The following is a 17,474-nucleotide window of genomic DNA, read 5'->3' on the forward strand; positions in this document are numbered from 1 at the left end:
AATGGAGGCATCAGCCAGCCACCACTTATTAAAGAAACGGTTTTTTGTTGTAAGAGATGGCCGAAGCAGAAATAAGCCCGGAAACCGGGCTTATCAAGTAAATCGCTTCTGCCCTACACCGCATGCACCGCAGGCCATTTCAGTTCAACGCCGGCTTCCACCAGCATGTTCTGGAAGGCTTTCAGGTGCTCCGGTGTGTTCCGCACTTCACGCGGTGTAACACCGTGATCGGTGCAGTACGCGGCGAGGTAACCGGCGGATTCGCCGATGTTCCACTCGACCGGGTGCAGCCGGTAGCAGCCGTTGGTGATATGGGTAGTGCCGATGTTCTTGCAGGCGGCAATCAGATTGTTCACCCGCACTGGAATCAGACTGCCAAGCGGGATCTGAAACGGCAGGCTCGACACATCAATGTAGGTCCGCAGGCCGGTGCTTGGATGCAGGTCGATCCGATAACATCCGATGCCGACGGAATCGAAGAAGTCGGCTGCTTTGCCATCCGGACGCAGATCTGCCCCGACATGCTGTTCCGTCACCGTGAACTCTGCCTGTATGCGGCGGGACTCACGAATGTACGGCATTTTGGCTAAGCCGTCAGGCGTGCCTGCAATATCCGGACGAAGGCGCAGGCCGGGATAGCCCTTGCCGCCGTCCGGACGCGGAGCCTCGGTCTGCATCCAGTACATCAGGGACAAACTGAGCTCCTTCGCCCGCTTCAGATGAAGCTCCCGCTCCTCTGGCGATACATCGATGATTGAGCCGAGCCAGTAATCGTTCGCCGGCCAATTGACGACCGTCACGTTCGTGTCAAACGTTCCTGGTGCGAAATTTTCCCGGTCCAGCAGCTGCCGGTATTTCCACAGCGAGAAGGATTTCCCGTCCGGGAACAGGCTGTAGGTTACAGGCTCCAGGGTGTGCGGGACAAGTCCCGCCCAGCTAAGCTGCTTATCCGGCCAGAAATCGGCCTTGTATTCTCTCCAGAATTCATAGTTCTCGGGCTTGGCAATCGTATGGTCTTCCCCTTCGCAGTAGTCCATCACGAAGCACCAGGTCAATGCCTGCATGTCCTGCGGATCGGCTTCCCCCTGCAGTGCGTGCGGTTCGCCTGTCTGTTCAAAAGACTCGGCACCCGTGACATATTCTACCCCGGCAAGCGGAAGAAGGTCTCCCTCTTCCGTCGCATCCAGTATGCAGCTGCCTGTCAGCACAAATACTTCGTCCGTGACTTTATTCCGCACATGTACAGAGCGGATTTCGTCGCCTTCACACGCTGCTTCAACCGGCACATGCTCTGTGAGAATAACCAGCCGGCCGCTGTGAATGTAGGGTGCCATCATATCCCGCAGCACGGCCAAAGCCGTACGAGGTTCATGGGCTACCGCACTGACCATCGCACTTCCGGGATTAAAGTGGATATCTCCCCGCGCCTCTGGTGTGACCGGAAAATGCTCCTTGTAGTAGTTCCGCACCCGGGTGCGGAACTCCCGATAGCTCGCCGTCGAACCAAAGCTCTCGATCCAGGGATGTTCATCCGGCGGTACGATCTGGCTGGTAATTTGTCCCCCGATCCAGTCGGTTTCTTCGGTCATGATGACGCGTTTTCCTGACTTTGCAGCAGCCAAGGCAGCAGAGCTGCCTCCCAGGCCGCCGCCAATGATCACGATATCTGCAAAATGCTTGGTTTCCATTGGTTTTAACACCCCCATATCCGCCCTATGCGGGCAAATGACTATGATGCAAACTATTGTTCATATTTGAAGACGGTACCCATCACGGCTGATGCTGCGCTGTATGAATCATACGCGCTTTGCGCCTCCTGAACGGGAACAACACGGGAGATCAGCGGCTTGATGTCAATTCGCTTCTCGGCGAGGAGCCGAATATACTCCGCAATGTTGCGTCCTTCCGTCCAGCGTACAAATCCGATCGGGTAGTCTTTGTTTTCCAGTTCATAGCCGGCGTCATAACGTCCTGGTCCACCGGCTCGCGAAATAAGCACCTGCGCTTCTTTACTGAACATTTGGCCCCGGTTAAAGCTCATCGACAAATCGCCCACAATGACGATCTTGCCTTTGTCCCGAATCCACTTCATGGAGGAGTTTATCAGCTTTTCACCCGGACCGCCGGCGCACAGGACGACACTGTCCACTCCGTGGCCTCCTGTTACGGTGTCTATGCTTTTCTCAAGGTCTTCCTGATTGTCGTAGGTGTGCGCCATGTGCTGCTTCATGCTTTTGACGCGATCCTGATTCAGGTCATATCCCAGCACCTGGTTAGCAGCGGCAGAGGCAATCTGAGCGATGATCTGTCCCAGGATGCCCAGGCCCACAACAACAACCGATTCTCCAAAACGCAGGTCCGCGATCCGCAGCGCATGAATGGCAATAGCCCCCAGGCCTGCAAAAGCAGCTTCTTCCGGATTCACATGATCCGGTACAAGCGCTGTTAGATTAGAAGGAACAGCCAGTTCCTCCGCATGGCGCACATAAGGCGCTCCATAACAGGCAACACGCTGACCTGCTGTAAGGCCAGTCACCCCTTCTCCAATCTCGGTGACGATGCCGACTGCGCTGTATCCGATAATGACCTGCTTCTCGGATGCCCGCTTGATGAAGGTCATTTCGGTTCCCGGACTGATCGCTGAATATTCGGTACGGATACGTACATGCCCTGGTTGAAGGGGAGGTCTTTCTATCTCTGTCAAGCCGACCTTCCCATGCTGTGTAGCAACTGCTTTCATATATGGCTCCTCCTTATCCACCCTACTCTGCGGCCTTTTTCCTGTATTCGCTTGGAGATACGCCGCAATATTTTTTGAATGTCGTTGTAAATGTTGATGAGTTTGTATATCCCGTTTTTTCACCGATTTCGGCAATACTCAAATCGGAATTCCTTAAATATTCCCTGGCATGAGACAGTCGGACTTTATTCAAATATTCCACATAGTTCACGCCGAACGTCTTTTTGAAATAATTCGAAAAATATTTCGAGCTGGTATCCAGCACTTCTGCCATATGATCCAAATACAGATTCTCCATATAATGCAGCTCAATATATTGGGAAATAAATGCCGGATTCAGCTTGCTCTTCGAATCCACGTTTCGCATGGCCATGATCCTGCGCAGCCCCTCCATCAGTGCTTCCCTGACTTGATCCACACTGTAGGCTTCCCTGAGCCGCTGCATCATCTCGGTCTCCATGCGAAACAGTTCATACCGGTTTTCCTCCGAGGTATCTGCCTGCTTCAGCATAACCAAAAACATCGTCTGTGCCATATGTACAAGCTGATGATGATGAACATGCTTGCCGCTATTCTCTTCAATAACCTCGTTCACAATATCCATCGCTTCATCCTGCTTGCCGGTCATGAGACAGTTGGAGAGCTTCTCGATCTTCTGCAGCGGGAAATAAATATCCGTTACGAACGAAATTTTTTCCGTATCGATCAAGTGCACGTTACCATTGACATCACGGTATTGAAAGCCATTCCGCACATCCTGATAAGCCTCCCGGCAGTTGCTGATTTTCGATTCAAACACACGGCTGATGCAGCCCTGCAGTCGGAACGAGCGCAGCCCTGTCTCCTCTGCCTGCCGGATACAATGATCCAGCTTCTTCAGCAGCTTTTTCCGCTCTGCCGGGATATCGACACTGATCAGCAGCAGGAATCTAAGATGCTCTTCATGAAACACAACAACATGCTCCAGCTCCCCAGTCACCTCGGAGCGCAGCCGTTCCGTAATATCCTCAATGGACCACTCCTGCTGCTCCCTGTTGTCCACAGGAATCAGGTGAATAGCGGCCATCATGAAATATCTGCGCTGAAAAAGATCAGCATAGTGGTTCTGCATCTGCATCTCGTATTCCCTGGAATGCGGAAGCCCGTCGAGCGTCTGAAGGAACACGCCCCTTTGGATCTCTGAATCGACCAGGTGCATCTGGCTCCTTAACGATTCGTTCTCCCTTTGGATCTTCACGATCCCGCTCTGAATTTTCACGAAATCGTTGCCTTTCAGATTGGAACCGCCCAGCAGCTGCACAATATTTTTGACCGGCCGGTACAGATAAATGCTGAGCAGCACAGATAGCAGGACCGCCAGTACAATTGCTCCGTACATAATCCACTGATTCGCATTCGTGACAGAGCCGATATTTTGAAACTTGTAAGGCAGCTTGTTAATGTAAATAAATCCGTTGTAATCCGATTTGTAGAAATTGTACTCAAAATTCTCCCGCTTGACCGAGGCTTCGCTGGACGGATTGAAATACACATCATTCAGAATTTCAACCAGATCCAGATCCTTCTCTGTGCTGAGTACTAGATTCCGGTTCGCATCGAGCACAATAAGGGAAGCTCCCGGGATCATGCCTTTGAGATCGATGCTGCTCAGCAGCTTGTTCACATCAATCAGCACCATCAGCTTTTTGTTGGACATTCTCAGCCTGCTGCTGTCCACCGCCACAATCAGTTCTTTCTTTACGGTAGAATCAATCTCCGAGTACGTGTCAGCTGGAAAAACTGTAAAATCATGTTCTGACCGGATAAAGTTTTGCCAGAACATCGAATTGTACTTGAGATTTGTGTACTTCCGGTCAAACAAAGCTTCCATACTGCTGCTTCCGTTAGGGGTAATTGCCAGCTTGTAGTCATACGTAATAATGGCATTTTCCACATAATCCATCGTCGACACCATGCGGGCCAGGCTGTCTTCCAGCAGCAGAACTTTCTCCATATCCTGCTGTCCGCTGCTGTCTACAATCTGTCCATATGGAAGCGCATGAATGTTGAACATCAGATTGTTGATGGACGTGAAGCTGGCGTCAAACGACTGGATGATATTACGAATAACCATCCGGTTGTTTTCCGTCACCTTCTCATAGATACCGGAAATCGAGTTTTTGTATACCATATAGTTGAATATAAACATGATGCCGACGACCAGCTGCAGGGCGAAAAAAATCTGTAGAAGGCCTCTGTTCGCGATCAATCGATTCAAACGGATCACCTCTCTTGATGTCATCCCTTCATAAACACCATGTTATACCCAAGCGGTGCGTACGTCACCCTTTTTCGGAGCCAAGCATAACACCTTTGGCAAAATACTTTTGTGCAAACGGGTAAATGAGCAGCACCGGAATCATCGCCAGCACAATTGTTGCATTTTTCATGGACTGTGGTGCCAGTGCTGATGCGTCCACGAGATTCGTATTGTTACTGCTTTCCGAGAATATGAGCATATCCCTAAGCACGACCTGAAGCGGATACATGGTGGAGTCGTTCAGATAAATGAGCGGAATAAAGAAGCTGTTCCAGTGGCCCATGAAATAGAACAAACCGATGGAAGCAAGCGCCGGCTTCGAGAGCGGGATCATAATCTGGAACAGAATGCGGTATTCTGATGCTCCATCAACCACAGCCGCTTCGCGAAGTCCTTCCGACATATTTTCATAAAAGCTTTTCAGAATGATCAGCTCAAACGTCCAGATGGCATTCGGCAGCACAAGCGCCCATACCGTATCGATCATCCCCAGCTCTTGAACGATCAGATAGTTCGGGATGATGCCGGGATTCAAGAACATCGTCAGGATAATGGCTACCATAAAGAATCTGCGTCCAAAAAATCCGGCGCGTGACAGCGGATATGCCGCAATCGCGGTGAAGAGCAGGTTGATCGTCGTACCTAGTGCTGTGTAGTATATAGTGTTCATATAGGCTCGCGGAATTCTAGCATCCTTCAGCACCTGAGCATAGGCATCCAGATTAAACCCTACCGGGAATAAAGCAACTCTTCCTTGAAGCACGGCCGCGGTATCACTGAAAGATACCGATGTAATATACAGAATCGGATAGATGGTGATAATAGCCAGGCAGGTCAGAATGATCGCATTGACAACAGAAAAGAGGGAGATGTTATTCATGCTGAATTTTTTTACCATAGTCCTTTACCTCCCAGCTTTCTGCTCATGTAATTGGAAGACAGCAGAAGCACCATAGCTACAAGAGCCTCAAACAGACCTACAGCTGCCGCGTAGCTGTAATTGGCTTCCAGCAATCCTTTCCGGTATACGAATGTAGAGAATACATCTGCCACATCATAGGTCATCGGGTTATAGAGCAGGAGTACTTTCTCGTAGCCGATGCGGAGCAGTGATCCTGTCTTTAGAACAAACATGATGATAATGGTCGGCATCAAGGACGGAATGGTAATGTTAAAAATCATATGACGCCGTTTCGCACCATCCACCTTGGCGGCTTCATATAGTGAGGGGCTGATGCCCGCAATGGCAGCCATGTAGATAATCGCCTCATATCCGGTATGGGTCCAGATATCAGAAGCAATATAGATCGGCCGGAACCAGTTCGGGTCGATCAGGAAGTATTTCCCCTCGAAGCCGAATACGGCCAGGAGCTGATTGATCATCCCGTTGTTTGGAGACAGGAAGTCAATGACCATACTGCTGATAATAACGACCGAAAGGAAAGACGGCAGATAACTGATCGTCTGCACGGATTTTTTAAACCATCTTACCCGCACCTCATTCAGCAGGATCGCCAGTATAATCGGAAACGGGAAAGAAAACACCATAGAGGAAACCCCCAGGATCAATGTGTTCTTAAACAATTTCCAGAAATCCGGACCGCTGAAGAAATTGATGAAATGCTTTAAACCAACCCAAGGGCTCTCAATAATGCCCGTAAAGACACTGTAATCCTTAAAAGCAATAAGCAAACCGTATAGCGGGCCGTAACGGAAGATAAGATAGAACAGGAAGCAAGGAATGAACAAGATCAGCAGCTGCCTGTCACGCTTCATATGCTGAAATGCGGTCAGCGTACGGCGCGGCGCCGATTTCTTGGGTGGCGTGCCTGCTTCCATGCCGGCCTGTGACATAATGGTTCCTCCTTTAGATATGGAGCAGCATCCGGCTGTAAGACCGGATGCTGCGTTCATCCTCTTTTTTTAGTTATTCAAATATTATTGCGATGCAGCGTCATAGCGCTTCTGAGCGGAATTGAATACATCAGCCAGCTTCTCCGCACCCTGGGCTACAGCGTTCTTCTGCCATTCTTCCCATTGAGCATCACCATAGTTTTTGTTCAGGATATACTTGGAGTTAAACTCGTTCGCCGCTTTCTCCAGGTTGACCTGAAGCTCAGCAATGGTTGCAACTTCTTCATCCGTGAAGTTCAATACAGGATCCAGCGGTTCAAAGTTGTTGGCTTCCAAACGCTTGTCTTGAGCTTCCTGCTCCTTCTCAGTAAAGTTGTAATACACACTGCGTCTATCAGAGTTTACATACATGCCTTGCAGCCACAGGCCATATCTGTCTTCCAGTACGCTGATATCGACCAATGGAACATCGGTCAACTCAGGATATACAGCTTTACCATCTTCGATATTAAAAGTTTCACCTTCCACACCCATGGTCACGAGCGTAGCACCAGACGGGCTGGCCAGGTAATCCAGAAGCTTCAGGGCAGCTTCTTTGTTCTTGCCATTGCTTACGGCAATACTGAAGTCAGGGGTAATCTTCGGCAGTGTTGCACCGTTGCCGGTAGGACCTACCGGCGTACCGTATCTCAGGTCATACTCCGGATTGCTGTCCTTGATTTGGTTGTAGAACATATCCAGACGTCCGATCCAGTCCCAAGTCACAAATGCTTTGTTGCTTGTGGTCATCTTCGCAGTCCAGCTGTCATTGGTATCCGTCAGGAATTCCGGATCCATCAGACCTTCGTTATACAGCTTCTTCATGAAATCCAGCATGTCTTTATGCTCCGGCTGGATGGAAGCATATTTCCACTGTTTCGCAGACTCATCAAAGTATGTCGGATAGTTAGGACCTCCGATACCCCAGCCGTATGACCAGTCACGGAAGATGTATTCTTTTGTTTTGGAAGCGTACGGATAGGAGTCTGGGTACTCTTCTTTCAGCTTTTTCAGAGCCTGGTAGAACTCTTCCGTATTAGTCCACTCTTCAATTCCGAGCTTATCAAAAACGTCTTTCCGGTACAGGAAGCCATGGTTTACGTCACGGTTAATGTTCGCTACCGGCCATGTGTAGATGTTTCCTTTTTCATCGCCATAGGAAGGAATGACCCAAGGGTTCTCATCTACAAAAAGCCTCTTGAAATTCGGCAGCATGTCGATGTGTTCATTAATGGCTACAACAGCATTCTGCTGGCCAATCTTCTTCAATTCACTTGACTTCAGACCGTGGAAAATATCCGGAAGCTTACCGGAAGCCACGATGACTCTCAATTTATCACTGAAAGTTGCAGGGGAATATGCTTGGAAATCCACCGTGATACCTGTACGCTTCTCAATTTCTTTAGCGATCAGGGAATCATTTAGATTTGTTTTCTCACTGGCTACCATAAAAGTAACGGTTGTCGGCTCATCGACAAGTGGAAGTGTCAGCCCGCCGGTATCACCATATTGATTCGGATCTGCCGGTGCTTCTGCCGCCTTATCCGGCTCAGCCGGTTTTGGTGCAGGATCTGCAGTCTTACCGTCTCCTCCGCAAGCTGCGAGCAGTGTTGTGAACAATGTTAAAACAAGTGCCATACTGAACCACTTTTTTGACATGTTTGTTCCTCCTGTCATCTTCTTTAGAATAGTTATGTTTGAAACAACCTTTGAGTAACCCCCGTCAATACTTCACTTCACTGCTTCGTCATGTCCCGATCTGTTTTAATAAAGAAAGGGATGTATGTTTTTGACTCCTCCTTTCGGCCATCCTGCATCATCAAATGATGAGGCGAAAATGGTGAATTCCAGTTTCTGATGATGACCTGTGAAATTCATTTTCTCTACCCACCCCCATAATAAAAACGCTTTCACAGAAGGTAAAGAGCCGTATTTCATCCGCCTGTCTTTTTGAAGGGTGTTTAATATGTAAATCACAAAAAACGTTGGTATATCAACGTTTTTTGAGTGTAGAAAATGCTAAAGTGGTAGAAATACAAAAAATTCATTCCTCATTTTTCAGTGAAATTCTCTTTCTCAAACTCCTCTATTCTTGTACACTCTCTCATCAAGTTTACCTGGCCGTGGAAGGTTCTAAATAAAAAAAACGGGACAGATTTCCGTCGCCGTCCTTTTTAGTTACAAAGAGATAGGATTACCTTTATCCCGGCTTTCTTCGGCGGCCTCCAGAAAACGGATGACCTCTATCGAATGAGCGAGCGGAAGTGACGGATTTCCGGTCCGGAACATCAGCATGACTCTTTCCAGCAGATCTGCGTAGAAGGGTTTGCCGGAGGATTGAACATCTACATATGCCGTTGCTCCCTTGCGGTGAATCATGGCCCCAAAACCGTCATTGCCGCTGCGGTTTCCCCGCACGGTTCCGATCCGTCCGTCCTGCCAGATTCCAGTGATGAGTTCGTGATCCTTCGTGGAGGCGGCATACACCTCCAGACAACCCGGTCCCATAATGGTAAACAGCATTTCAGCAGCATGAATGCCGTACCAGAAATAATGGGACTGTGTGCTTTGCACCTCCATCGGTCCGTACACATCTGCCCCTATTACCGGGACTTCCACTTGCTGTTCCAGCTCCCGGGTCAGACTCAGCGCATAACGGAGAGACGAGGCACTCATGACGGGTATGCAGTATTGCTCTGCCGTCCTGCGAACTTCTTCCGCTTCTGCCGATGAGATGGTAAGCGGCTTGTCAATAAATACCGGATTGCCGTAAGGGGCTATTCTGCGCAGCAGCTCCAGGTGTGTCCGGCCGTCTCCAGACAGCAGCATCAGCGCATCACATTGTTCGGCCACCCCCTCTGGCGTATCCATGATCTGAACGCCGAACCCGTCCCGGACCTGTGCAGTGAAGCCTTCTACCCGCGAAATGCAGAGCGGAAAGTCCGGAGAGCCGCCTGGATAGGCGGCGGTGACGACAGCTCCCGGCACATGAAACTCCTGCTCCTCATCATGCAGAAGCTTGGTGAAAGCAACACAGTGCGAAGTATCCAGGCCGATCAGGCCAATCCTGATCCTGCTCATTGATTGCCATCCTTTTTCGGCTTCTTGCTGCCTTTGCCATAGAGGTCTTTTAAAATTTTCTTTCCGGTTGGTGTCTGGGCAAGACCGCCCTTGGCGGTCTCCCGATGTTTGGCAGGCATTGCCGTCCCAACCTCCAGCATGACCTCGACCACTTCATCAGACGGAATAGCGCTCCGAACGCCGGCCAGCGCCATATCGGCCGCTGCAAGCGCGGTAACCGCCCCGAATCCGTTGCGGACAATACAGGGGATTTCCACTAATCCGCCAACCGGATCGCAGATCAGGCCCAGTGAATTTTTGAGCGCCAGGCCTACCGCATGCACCGCCTGCTCCGGTGTGCCGCCGCGCAGCTCGGTCAGTGCCCCGGCAGCCATGCCGATGGCAGACCCTACCTCTGCCTGGCAGCCCCCTTCTGCGCCTGAGATAAATGAATTGTTGGCAATGACGTAGCCGATCGCCCCAGCAGCGAACAGCCCCATGACCAGATGATCGTCATCCCATTGGAACCGCTCCTGGGAGCTGACGAACACGCCGGGAATGATACCGCAGGATCCCGCGGTCGGTGTCGCTACAATGCGTCCCATCGAGGCATTCACCTCCGAGACGGACAGCGCATAAGCAAGAGCCGTACACGCCTCGGCCCCCAGGGAAGTCACGCCGCTCCCCATATAATCCGTGACGCGTACGGCATCTCCGCCGGTCAACCCGCTGCGTGAAGGCACAGGTTCATGAATTCCGCGGTGGACCGCTTCTTTCATAATGTTGTAATAGTCCGCCATTAGACGGAATGTTTCTTCTTCACTTTTGCCGGTTTCTTTTGCCTGTTCCGACAGCATGAGCTGACCAATGGTAACTCCGTCTTCACGGCATATGTCCACAAGCTGTGCGAGTGTCTGAAATTTCATGCATTTACGCCTCCTCTGATGTCAGATCGGCAAAAACAACACGATGAACGTAAGACAAGCTGCGAATAACATCCATCCGCTCCTCCGGTACCGCTTCATCGGTTTCGACCACCGTGACGGCCTCTCCGCCGCGCCCCTTTCGGTCCACATCCATGTAACCGATATTTACGCCGCCCTCACCCAGTATTCTTGAAATGTGAGCGACCATTCCGGGCGTATCCTTGTGAAATACAATCAGCACCGGGTAGTTCATCGTAAATTTGACGTCAAATCCGTTAATGCCAAGCAGTTCTACGTTTCCTCCGCCGATGGATGCACCGAGGATGATATCTTCCCGGCCGCCATGCTTTTTCAGCTTCAGCATCACGGTATTCGGGTGATAGGCTGCATTCTGGGCGGTCTTGAATTTCAGCCTCATCCCCGCTTCTTCCGCAAGGGCCATCGAGCTGCGGATCCGGATATCATCGGTGGCGTAGTCCATCAATCCGCCGACAACCGCCAGATCGGTGCCATGGCCCCGGTACGTTTCCGCGAAAGAGCCGTAGAACACGATCTCTGCCTGATCGGGAAACGCTCCAAAAATGCGCCGCGCCGCCCTGCCGATACGCACAGCCCCCGCAGTATGGGAACTGGACGGGCCGACCATGCTGGGTCCAATAATGGAAAACACATCTTTAAAACGCACGGCGTTTCCCTCCTTTGTGTTAAACCGGATGACCTGCTGGCAAAGACCACGCATGAACCAGACTGGACGTTATCTTCGTGCAGGCTCATCCCGCTTGGTTATTCTATTCTTTGATATATTTTAAGCTAGTTGGCGAGCCAGTGTGCTAGGTTCTCGCGAACAAAATCGTCATCATTCAGGTGCGGGTAATCGCGGTACACCCGGTCGATCTCTTCCGCCTGGCCTGGTGACAGCGTCTCATTCGGATTGAGGCACCAGGTGCCCTCAAGCAGTCCCTGGCGGCGCAGCACTTCATGAATGCCGGGGATGCAGCCGTGGAACTGGTGGGCCGGGTCGAAGAAAGCGGCATTGCTGTCCGTGACTTCCACATTACGGGTCAGCCATTCCGGCGAAATGGATCCTCCAGCTGTCCGTACCTGCTTGATCTCCTCCAGCAGCTCCACCGCTTTGCGTGTCCATACAGCCCAGTGACCGAGCAGACCGCCAATCACCGGTTTTTCAACAATTTCCCCGTTTACGTTAAAGCGGTAAGTGGTCAGGAGATCATTGATGATGTTGTCATCATTCCCGGTATAGAGGGAAATTTCATCCCGTCTGCTGGAGTAGCATACTGCGCGCACCACATCAATCGTTTGATAACGGTTAAAAGGAGCCATTTTGATCGCCACAACATTCGGAATTTCGGCAAAGCGGAGCCAGAAGTCGAAGCTGAAGATTTTGCCGCCAACCGATGGCTGCAGATAGAATCCGATCACCGGCATTATCGACGCGATCTCTTCCGTTCTTTTCAGAATCTCGTCATCGCTCATACTGGACAACCCGCCCATGGACAGAAGCGCAGCATCGTACCCGAGGTTTTTGGCTGTATTTGCTTCTTGTATCGCCTGTTCTGTCGGTCCGCATACTCCGGCTACCATAATAAATGGAGTATCCAGGTTGGCCTTTTGAACTTCCTCGGCGGCCAGGCGCAGTACGGGTTCGTAAAGGTCAATGCCTTTGTCACGAATTTCAAATTGGGTGGAATGCACACCTACCGCAATACCGCCTGCACCGGAAGCTGCATAATACCGGGACAGCGCGCGTTGACGACGTTCATCCAGCTTGCGGTCACTGTTCAGCGCGAGCGGGTGGGCCGGAATGACAAGACCTTCGGCGAGTGCCTTCGCTTTTTGTGGTGAGAGCTTGCTGCTGCGATCCATGTTAGAATTTCCCCTTTCGTTCCTGGAAGTGGGTCGGTTTATTCCATGTGTCGCCGCCAGCCAGCGCCCATTCTGCCGTCCAGTCGATCAGCTGCAGCAGGGAAACCCGCGGGTAGCCGAACACTTGATGGGATTTGCTCGCATTATTAAGCAGCGCAGTATCCGATTCGGTACCTGTAAACAGCGCTTCCTTGCCCAAACGCTTCGCCAGCTCGCCTGCCGCCCAGCGGATTGACATCGTCTCAGGTCCGGTAATGTTCATGATGGTCGGCGGCGTGCCGCAGTGGTTCAGGCAGCGCAGTGCCATTTCGTTCGCGTCTCCCTGCCAGATCACGTTCGCATGACCCATGGTCAGGTCGATCTCGCGCCCCTCCTGGATCGCCTTCGCCAGCTCGAGCAGAACGCCATAACGCATATCGATTGCATAATTTAGACGGTAGATCGTCATCGGGGTCTCATTTTGGTGGGCAAAATATTCAAACACACGCTCTCTGCCCAGGCAAGATTGTGCGTATTCCCCGATCGGCTCCGGAGACACCGATTCGTTCACACCGCCGCTTCCAACTGGGGAGAACGGGTATACGTTGCCTGAAGAAAACACGACAATCCGGGAATTTTTATATTTCTCGGCTACACGGCCTGGAAGATACGCATTCATTCCCCATGTGAAATACTCTCGTCCGGTCGTGCCGAATTTATTGCCCGCCATGTAGATCACATTCGCCGCATCGGGCAGCTTCTGAAGTTCTTCGTCGTTCAGCAGATCGCAGGAGATCGTCTCAACGCCCGCGTCTTCCAGCTCGCGCCGCGCCTCTGCATTGGAGAACCGGGATACGCCGATAATCCGCTTGTTCAATCCGCCCTCCTTGACTGCATTGGCTGCCAGTCTGGCCAGGCTGGGTCCCATTTTGCCGCCAACACCAAGAATCAGAATATCGCCTTCCATCGCTCCAAGATCCTCTATTAACGCCTTTGAAGGCTCAGCCAGCTTGGCTTCCAATTCCGCTACCGTTCTCACATTATTCATCTCCTCATGATTTCATCTCTACTACATCATAACGAGACCATGGATATAAAGACAAATCTTTAAATCGTCTTTAAATCGACAGAAAAAGCACATTACGAAATTTCTTTCTGCAAAAAAACAAAGCGGAAGATTTGTCTCGGCCGACCGCGGGGCACCTTCTCCAATCCCGAAATCTCGACCAGTCCGCTGTCAATCCATAGCAGCAGCAGCCGATGCGCGCTTCTCACCGTAATATCCAGCAGGCTCGCCAGCTCATGCACCTTGTACTCGTATTTGCCAAAACGTGCACGCTGGTGAAGCAGTTTGCTCAAATAGGCACTGGTCATGCCGGCATCCTCCGCCTGCTTGATGAGATCCCCATCAGTAAAAGAAAGCACATCCTGCACGGGATCTGCCATTTCCAGCGGTCCGATCAGCGTCCCGTCCTCCCGGACGATGAAGCAGGCATTGCCTCCGGCTTCCTTCGCCTTGCGCATCGCAATCCGGGCGTTGGTCCCTGCCAGGCTTGCTGTCCGGCCAAAGCCCATGCCAATGCTGAGTGAAATGCCATGCGTTTTGTTCATATCCTTCGCCAGTGGAATGTTCTTGTACCCGCCGCTCTCCCGCTCAAATATCCCGCGGGTTGTAAAAAACAAGTACTCATCTCCGCCCATATGTGTCAAATATCCGTCCAGCGCCTCCACATAATCCAGCACCATCCGGTGAATATCCAGCTTCAGCTTCTGCACCTCATGCTCGGTGCTGCGCTTTAACGCCTCGGTGCTGAAATCATCGACATTGATCATGCCGACCACGATCTGGCTTTCCCGGCTTCGTCTCGAGCTGGTGGACAGCAGCGCACGCTCCAGGGATACGATAATATCCTGATCCGAGGGACGTAGCCACACATTAGGTATCCCTCTGTCAGACAGCTCTTCGGCAGCCGATTCCAGACCGGTAAAGGCGATGCAGCCGATTCCGGAACGATACTGATGTTCATGGAAATCCGCCAGCTGACGCGGTGAGGCATACGCTGGGCCGTCGTAGATGCGGACGTCCGCATCCTGCATGTTCATGTCCTTCAGGCTGCGTTTGACCATCGTCTCGGTCAGGCTGTCGACGGAGAAGCCTCCGGTCAGCAGCCCCGATTTTAGCGCATAGAACAAGGCGCGAAACAGCCCTGCATCTGTGACCGGCACGTGAATCACTGGGATGCTGAGGGTCAGCTGTTCTTTCACTTTCCGGTGGGACAGCGGGTCCGACAGAAACAGCACCTCTACATCTCCGCTGATCTCTGCAGCCAGCGCTGGTGCTTCTTCCTCCCGTTCAAAAACTCTCGGAACCGGAGCAAACGAGGGGAAGTTTTCCACCACCCGCATCATCTGCTCCACAATATTGACAGGCCCGATAATGCCAATTCGGATTTGCTGGGCCGCTTGCTGCTGCTTGTCCGTCATTCCTGATCACTCCCGCTTCATTCCTGTGGGTCTGCTTTCCTACATCATAATGCGGCCGGCTGCAAAGATGCAATCATCGGTTTAGATAGACGAAACTCATATGTCTCCTCTATATAGCAGCTTTGGATGTTGAGAATCTTAAAAACAAGTTTTAACAGACCCTCAGTCACCCAACTAGCCTTGCTCAAATTGAGTTCGTGTCCTTAGCTCGTGTATTTGCTTCCTGCTTCCTTCAAATTTCACCTCACGGCGACCCCATACTCTTAGCTAACAGTAAGTGTTCGAAAGCCTAGGTTCGGGACTTCAACCTTATTGATGACGCCCTAACTGGACGTACATAAAAAAAGCGAGACCGGTAAATACCGATGCCAGTTCTCAGTCTAAGTTTGTTTCACTGTCCGAAACTAGAGTCATAACCATACTCGCCCGCAAAATCTTTCTTCCTTCAAATATCCAATTTATTTTGAAACACCTTTTAGTTTTCATAAAAAATATAAATTCTAATAAATTTTATAACTTTTTTATATTTATAGCGTTCTATACATTAAATAGGATAATACTTCCAATATATAAAAAGGAGGTCATTATATATTTTCCACCTTTAGGAAGTTATCTTACAATCTATAACGAAAGGATGCGAAGTGGAATTATGGTCAAAAAGACGACTGCTGCTCTATTCTCACTCTTTTTTGTATTTGTATTAAGTACAGGAGCTAGTTATACGCATGCAGCTAGTTGGTATGCGGGCGTTACTAAACCAGGTACTACGTATCTAGGTATGTATGCGTATATTAAAACACCCACATCTTATCCTAGTCTAGGTAACAATGGTGAATCTGCATGGGTTTCAAATATTACTTCGACAGATGATTGGATTCAAACTGGAATCCGATATTATTCTGGATATTCAGGATTTAGGACTTATATTGAACATACGTATAATGGTATTCATGGCTTAGACGAAGTGGGTACACACTTATTAGATACCTCAATTCAGTATACAGTACAGTATGAAGGTGCAGATGGTAGATGGCACGGATATATTGGCGGTTATGATAAAGGAAGTTGGAACCTTGGAACTTACAATAATGTTCAAGCAAATGCTGAAAGTCATGCAACAAATACGCAGTTAGGACCGTTTAGATTTACAAGTGTATCTTATAAAAATTCAAGTGGAATCTGGACCGTAAATGATACAGCCCCAACAGCACAAAGTCCTTATTGGGTCAGTAAAACCAACAATGCAAATTTCAGGGTTTACGGACCTTAGTCTTCATCACCTAAGGAGGGAAATTAAATGAGGAATATGAAATGGCTTCTTGTTGTTTCAGCATTTTTTGTTTTGAGTGGAGCAGTTTACATGAATCATATTTCTGCAGAAAGCCCAACTCAAATGATCCAGGCTCAGCTAATCAAGGAAGGAGTGAGTATTTCGGAAATTAACGTCAAAGATGAGAATTTAAGAATCGAAACAAAATCTATTTCAAATTCTAACAAAGCAAGTATAGAGGACATTAGGACCATTCGAAAAATCCGAAATGAATTGAGAAGCGAGGCCAATGGATTAAGCCAAATCAAAAATGTTGATCTCACAATCACAGGAATAAATGGTCAAAAAATTTATGATGGAGTTTCTAATGACATTACTCAGATACCCGATTTCTCATCTAAAATTGTAGGGAATTTGGATTCCGAAATAGTAAAAGAGGCAGTGTACAGTGAATTGAAAAAAAATGGTGTGATTGTACAGTCAGTGGATGTTACGGATAATGCACTTGGAGGGAAGATGGCTGCTATATCACTTACAGCGAATAACTTAGAAGTGAACAGTCTCATTCCAAAAATTGAAGAGTGGATCACTTCACTTAATGATGTCAAGGGTATTGGAATATCCCAATATGAGCTGACTATTTTCGATGAAAGTGATAGCTCGAAGCTATTGTATTTGACTGCAGACCTAGTATATCGTGATTTTTTTTGGTGGCAATCCCCAGTTTTAAAAAATGAAACTTGGACAAGAACTCAACCAGAGAGTCAAGAATCAGCTGCTAGTGAGGACAAAGTTCAGGCAACAATTGAAGAAGGTATTACAGCTGAGCCTTCTGAAGAAAACTCCAATGGGATTGAGGGGCCACAATTTAAAAAGTAAATGTTTATCTTTAGTTTCTGGTTTTCAAAGACTAAAACGAAAGAAATCGAGCAGAAAGAA

The 17,474-nt window shown here is 49.6% G+C and carries 14 protein-coding genes; 2 read left to right on the top strand and 12 right to left on the bottom strand.

Translation table 11 applies throughout. The features are described 5' to 3' along the window. Nucleotides 1-113: 113 nt before the first annotated feature. The 12 genes from HII30_RS11560 to HII30_RS11615 form a co-directional block, all read right to left on the bottom strand. Entirely contained in the window at nt 114-1,688 is a 1,575-nt protein-coding gene (locus tag HII30_RS11560; RefSeq protein WP_169505187.1) for an FAD-dependent oxidoreductase, read from the bottom strand. A 53-nt stretch (nt 1,689-1,741) separates the two neighbouring features. After that, nucleotides 1,742-2,740: a zinc-dependent alcohol dehydrogenase gene (locus tag HII30_RS11565; RefSeq protein ID WP_169505188.1), complete on the bottom strand. Its 999-nt coding sequence runs from the start codon at nt 2,738-2,740 to the stop codon at nt 1,742-1,744. A 22-nt stretch (nt 2,741-2,762) separates the two neighbouring features. Then, complete coding sequence (locus HII30_RS11570) at nt 2,763-5,021, bottom strand: helix-turn-helix domain-containing protein (RefSeq protein ID WP_246246304.1); 2,259 nt, start codon at nt 5,019-5,021, stop codon at nt 2,763-2,765. Nucleotides 5,022-5,061: 40 nt separating this feature from the next. Next, nucleotides 5,062-5,919 carry a carbohydrate ABC transporter permease gene (locus tag HII30_RS11575; protein WP_425495992.1) on the bottom strand — a complete coding sequence of 286 codons (858 nt, stop codon included), beginning with the start codon at nt 5,917-5,919 and terminating at the stop codon, nt 5,062-5,064. An 11-nt stretch (nt 5,920-5,930) separates the two neighbouring features. Next, the gene (locus tag HII30_RS11580; protein WP_169505191.1) at nt 5,931-6,893 is read right to left on the bottom strand and encodes an ABC transporter permease; all 963 of its coding nucleotides are present in this window, start codon (nt 6,891-6,893) and stop codon (nt 5,931-5,933) included. Between the two features lie 84 nt (nt 6,894-6,977). Then, nucleotides 6,978-8,591, bottom strand: a complete 1,614-nt coding sequence (locus HII30_RS11585) for an extracellular solute-binding protein (RefSeq protein WP_169505192.1) — start codon at nt 8,589-8,591, stop codon at nt 6,978-6,980. A gap of 519 nt (nt 8,592-9,110) precedes the next feature. Next, on the bottom strand, nt 9,111-10,013 hold the full coding sequence (locus HII30_RS11590) for a Gfo/Idh/MocA family protein (RefSeq protein ID WP_169505194.1): 903 nt from the start codon (nt 10,011-10,013) through the stop codon (nt 9,111-9,113). After that, a complete protein-coding gene (sdaAA, locus tag HII30_RS11595; RefSeq protein WP_169505195.1) occupies nt 10,010-10,918 on the bottom strand; it encodes an L-serine ammonia-lyase, iron-sulfur-dependent, subunit alpha in 909 nt (302 codons plus the stop codon). Before sdaAA ends, HII30_RS11590 begins: the two co-directional genes overlap by 4 nt. A gap of 4 nt (nt 10,919-10,922) precedes the next feature. Then, the gene (gene sdaAB / locus HII30_RS11600) at nt 10,923-11,603 is read right to left on the bottom strand and encodes an L-serine ammonia-lyase, iron-sulfur-dependent subunit beta (RefSeq protein WP_169505196.1); all 681 of its coding nucleotides are present in this window, start codon (nt 11,601-11,603) and stop codon (nt 10,923-10,925) included. 125 nt (nt 11,604-11,728) lie between these two features. Further along, nucleotides 11,729-12,802, bottom strand: coding sequence for a dihydrodipicolinate synthase family protein (locus HII30_RS11605; protein WP_169505198.1), 1,074 nt, complete (start codon nt 12,800-12,802; stop codon nt 11,729-11,731). Nucleotide 12,803: 1 nt separating this feature from the next. Then, nucleotides 12,804-13,820 (bottom strand): NAD-dependent epimerase/dehydratase family protein, encoded by a 1,017-nt coding sequence (locus tag HII30_RS11610; RefSeq protein WP_169505199.1) that lies wholly within the window; start codon nt 13,818-13,820, stop codon nt 12,804-12,806. 101 nt (nt 13,821-13,921) lie between these two features. Continuing rightward, on the bottom strand, nt 13,922-15,265 hold the full coding sequence (locus HII30_RS11615) for a hypothetical protein (RefSeq protein ID WP_169505200.1): 1,344 nt from the start codon (nt 15,263-15,265) through the stop codon (nt 13,922-13,924). A gap of 649 nt (nt 15,266-15,914) precedes the next feature. On the opposite strand from HII30_RS11615, the gene HII30_RS11620 reads away from it, so the two are divergent. Both HII30_RS11620 and HII30_RS11625 read left to right on the top strand, forming a co-directional pair. Beyond that, a complete protein-coding gene (locus HII30_RS11620; protein ID WP_169505201.1) occupies nt 15,915-16,535 on the top strand; it encodes a hypothetical protein in 621 nt (206 codons plus the stop codon). A gap of 27 nt (nt 16,536-16,562) precedes the next feature. Further along, nucleotides 16,563-17,414 carry a hypothetical protein gene (locus tag HII30_RS11625; protein WP_169505203.1) on the top strand — a complete coding sequence of 284 codons (852 nt, stop codon included), beginning with the start codon at nt 16,563-16,565 and terminating at the stop codon, nt 17,412-17,414. Nucleotides 17,415-17,474 lie beyond the last annotated feature (60 nt).

The organism is Paenibacillus lemnae (assembly GCF_012933385.1).
GTDB lineage: Bacteria > Bacillota > Bacilli > Paenibacillales > Paenibacillaceae > Paenibacillus_AQ > Paenibacillus_AQ lemnae.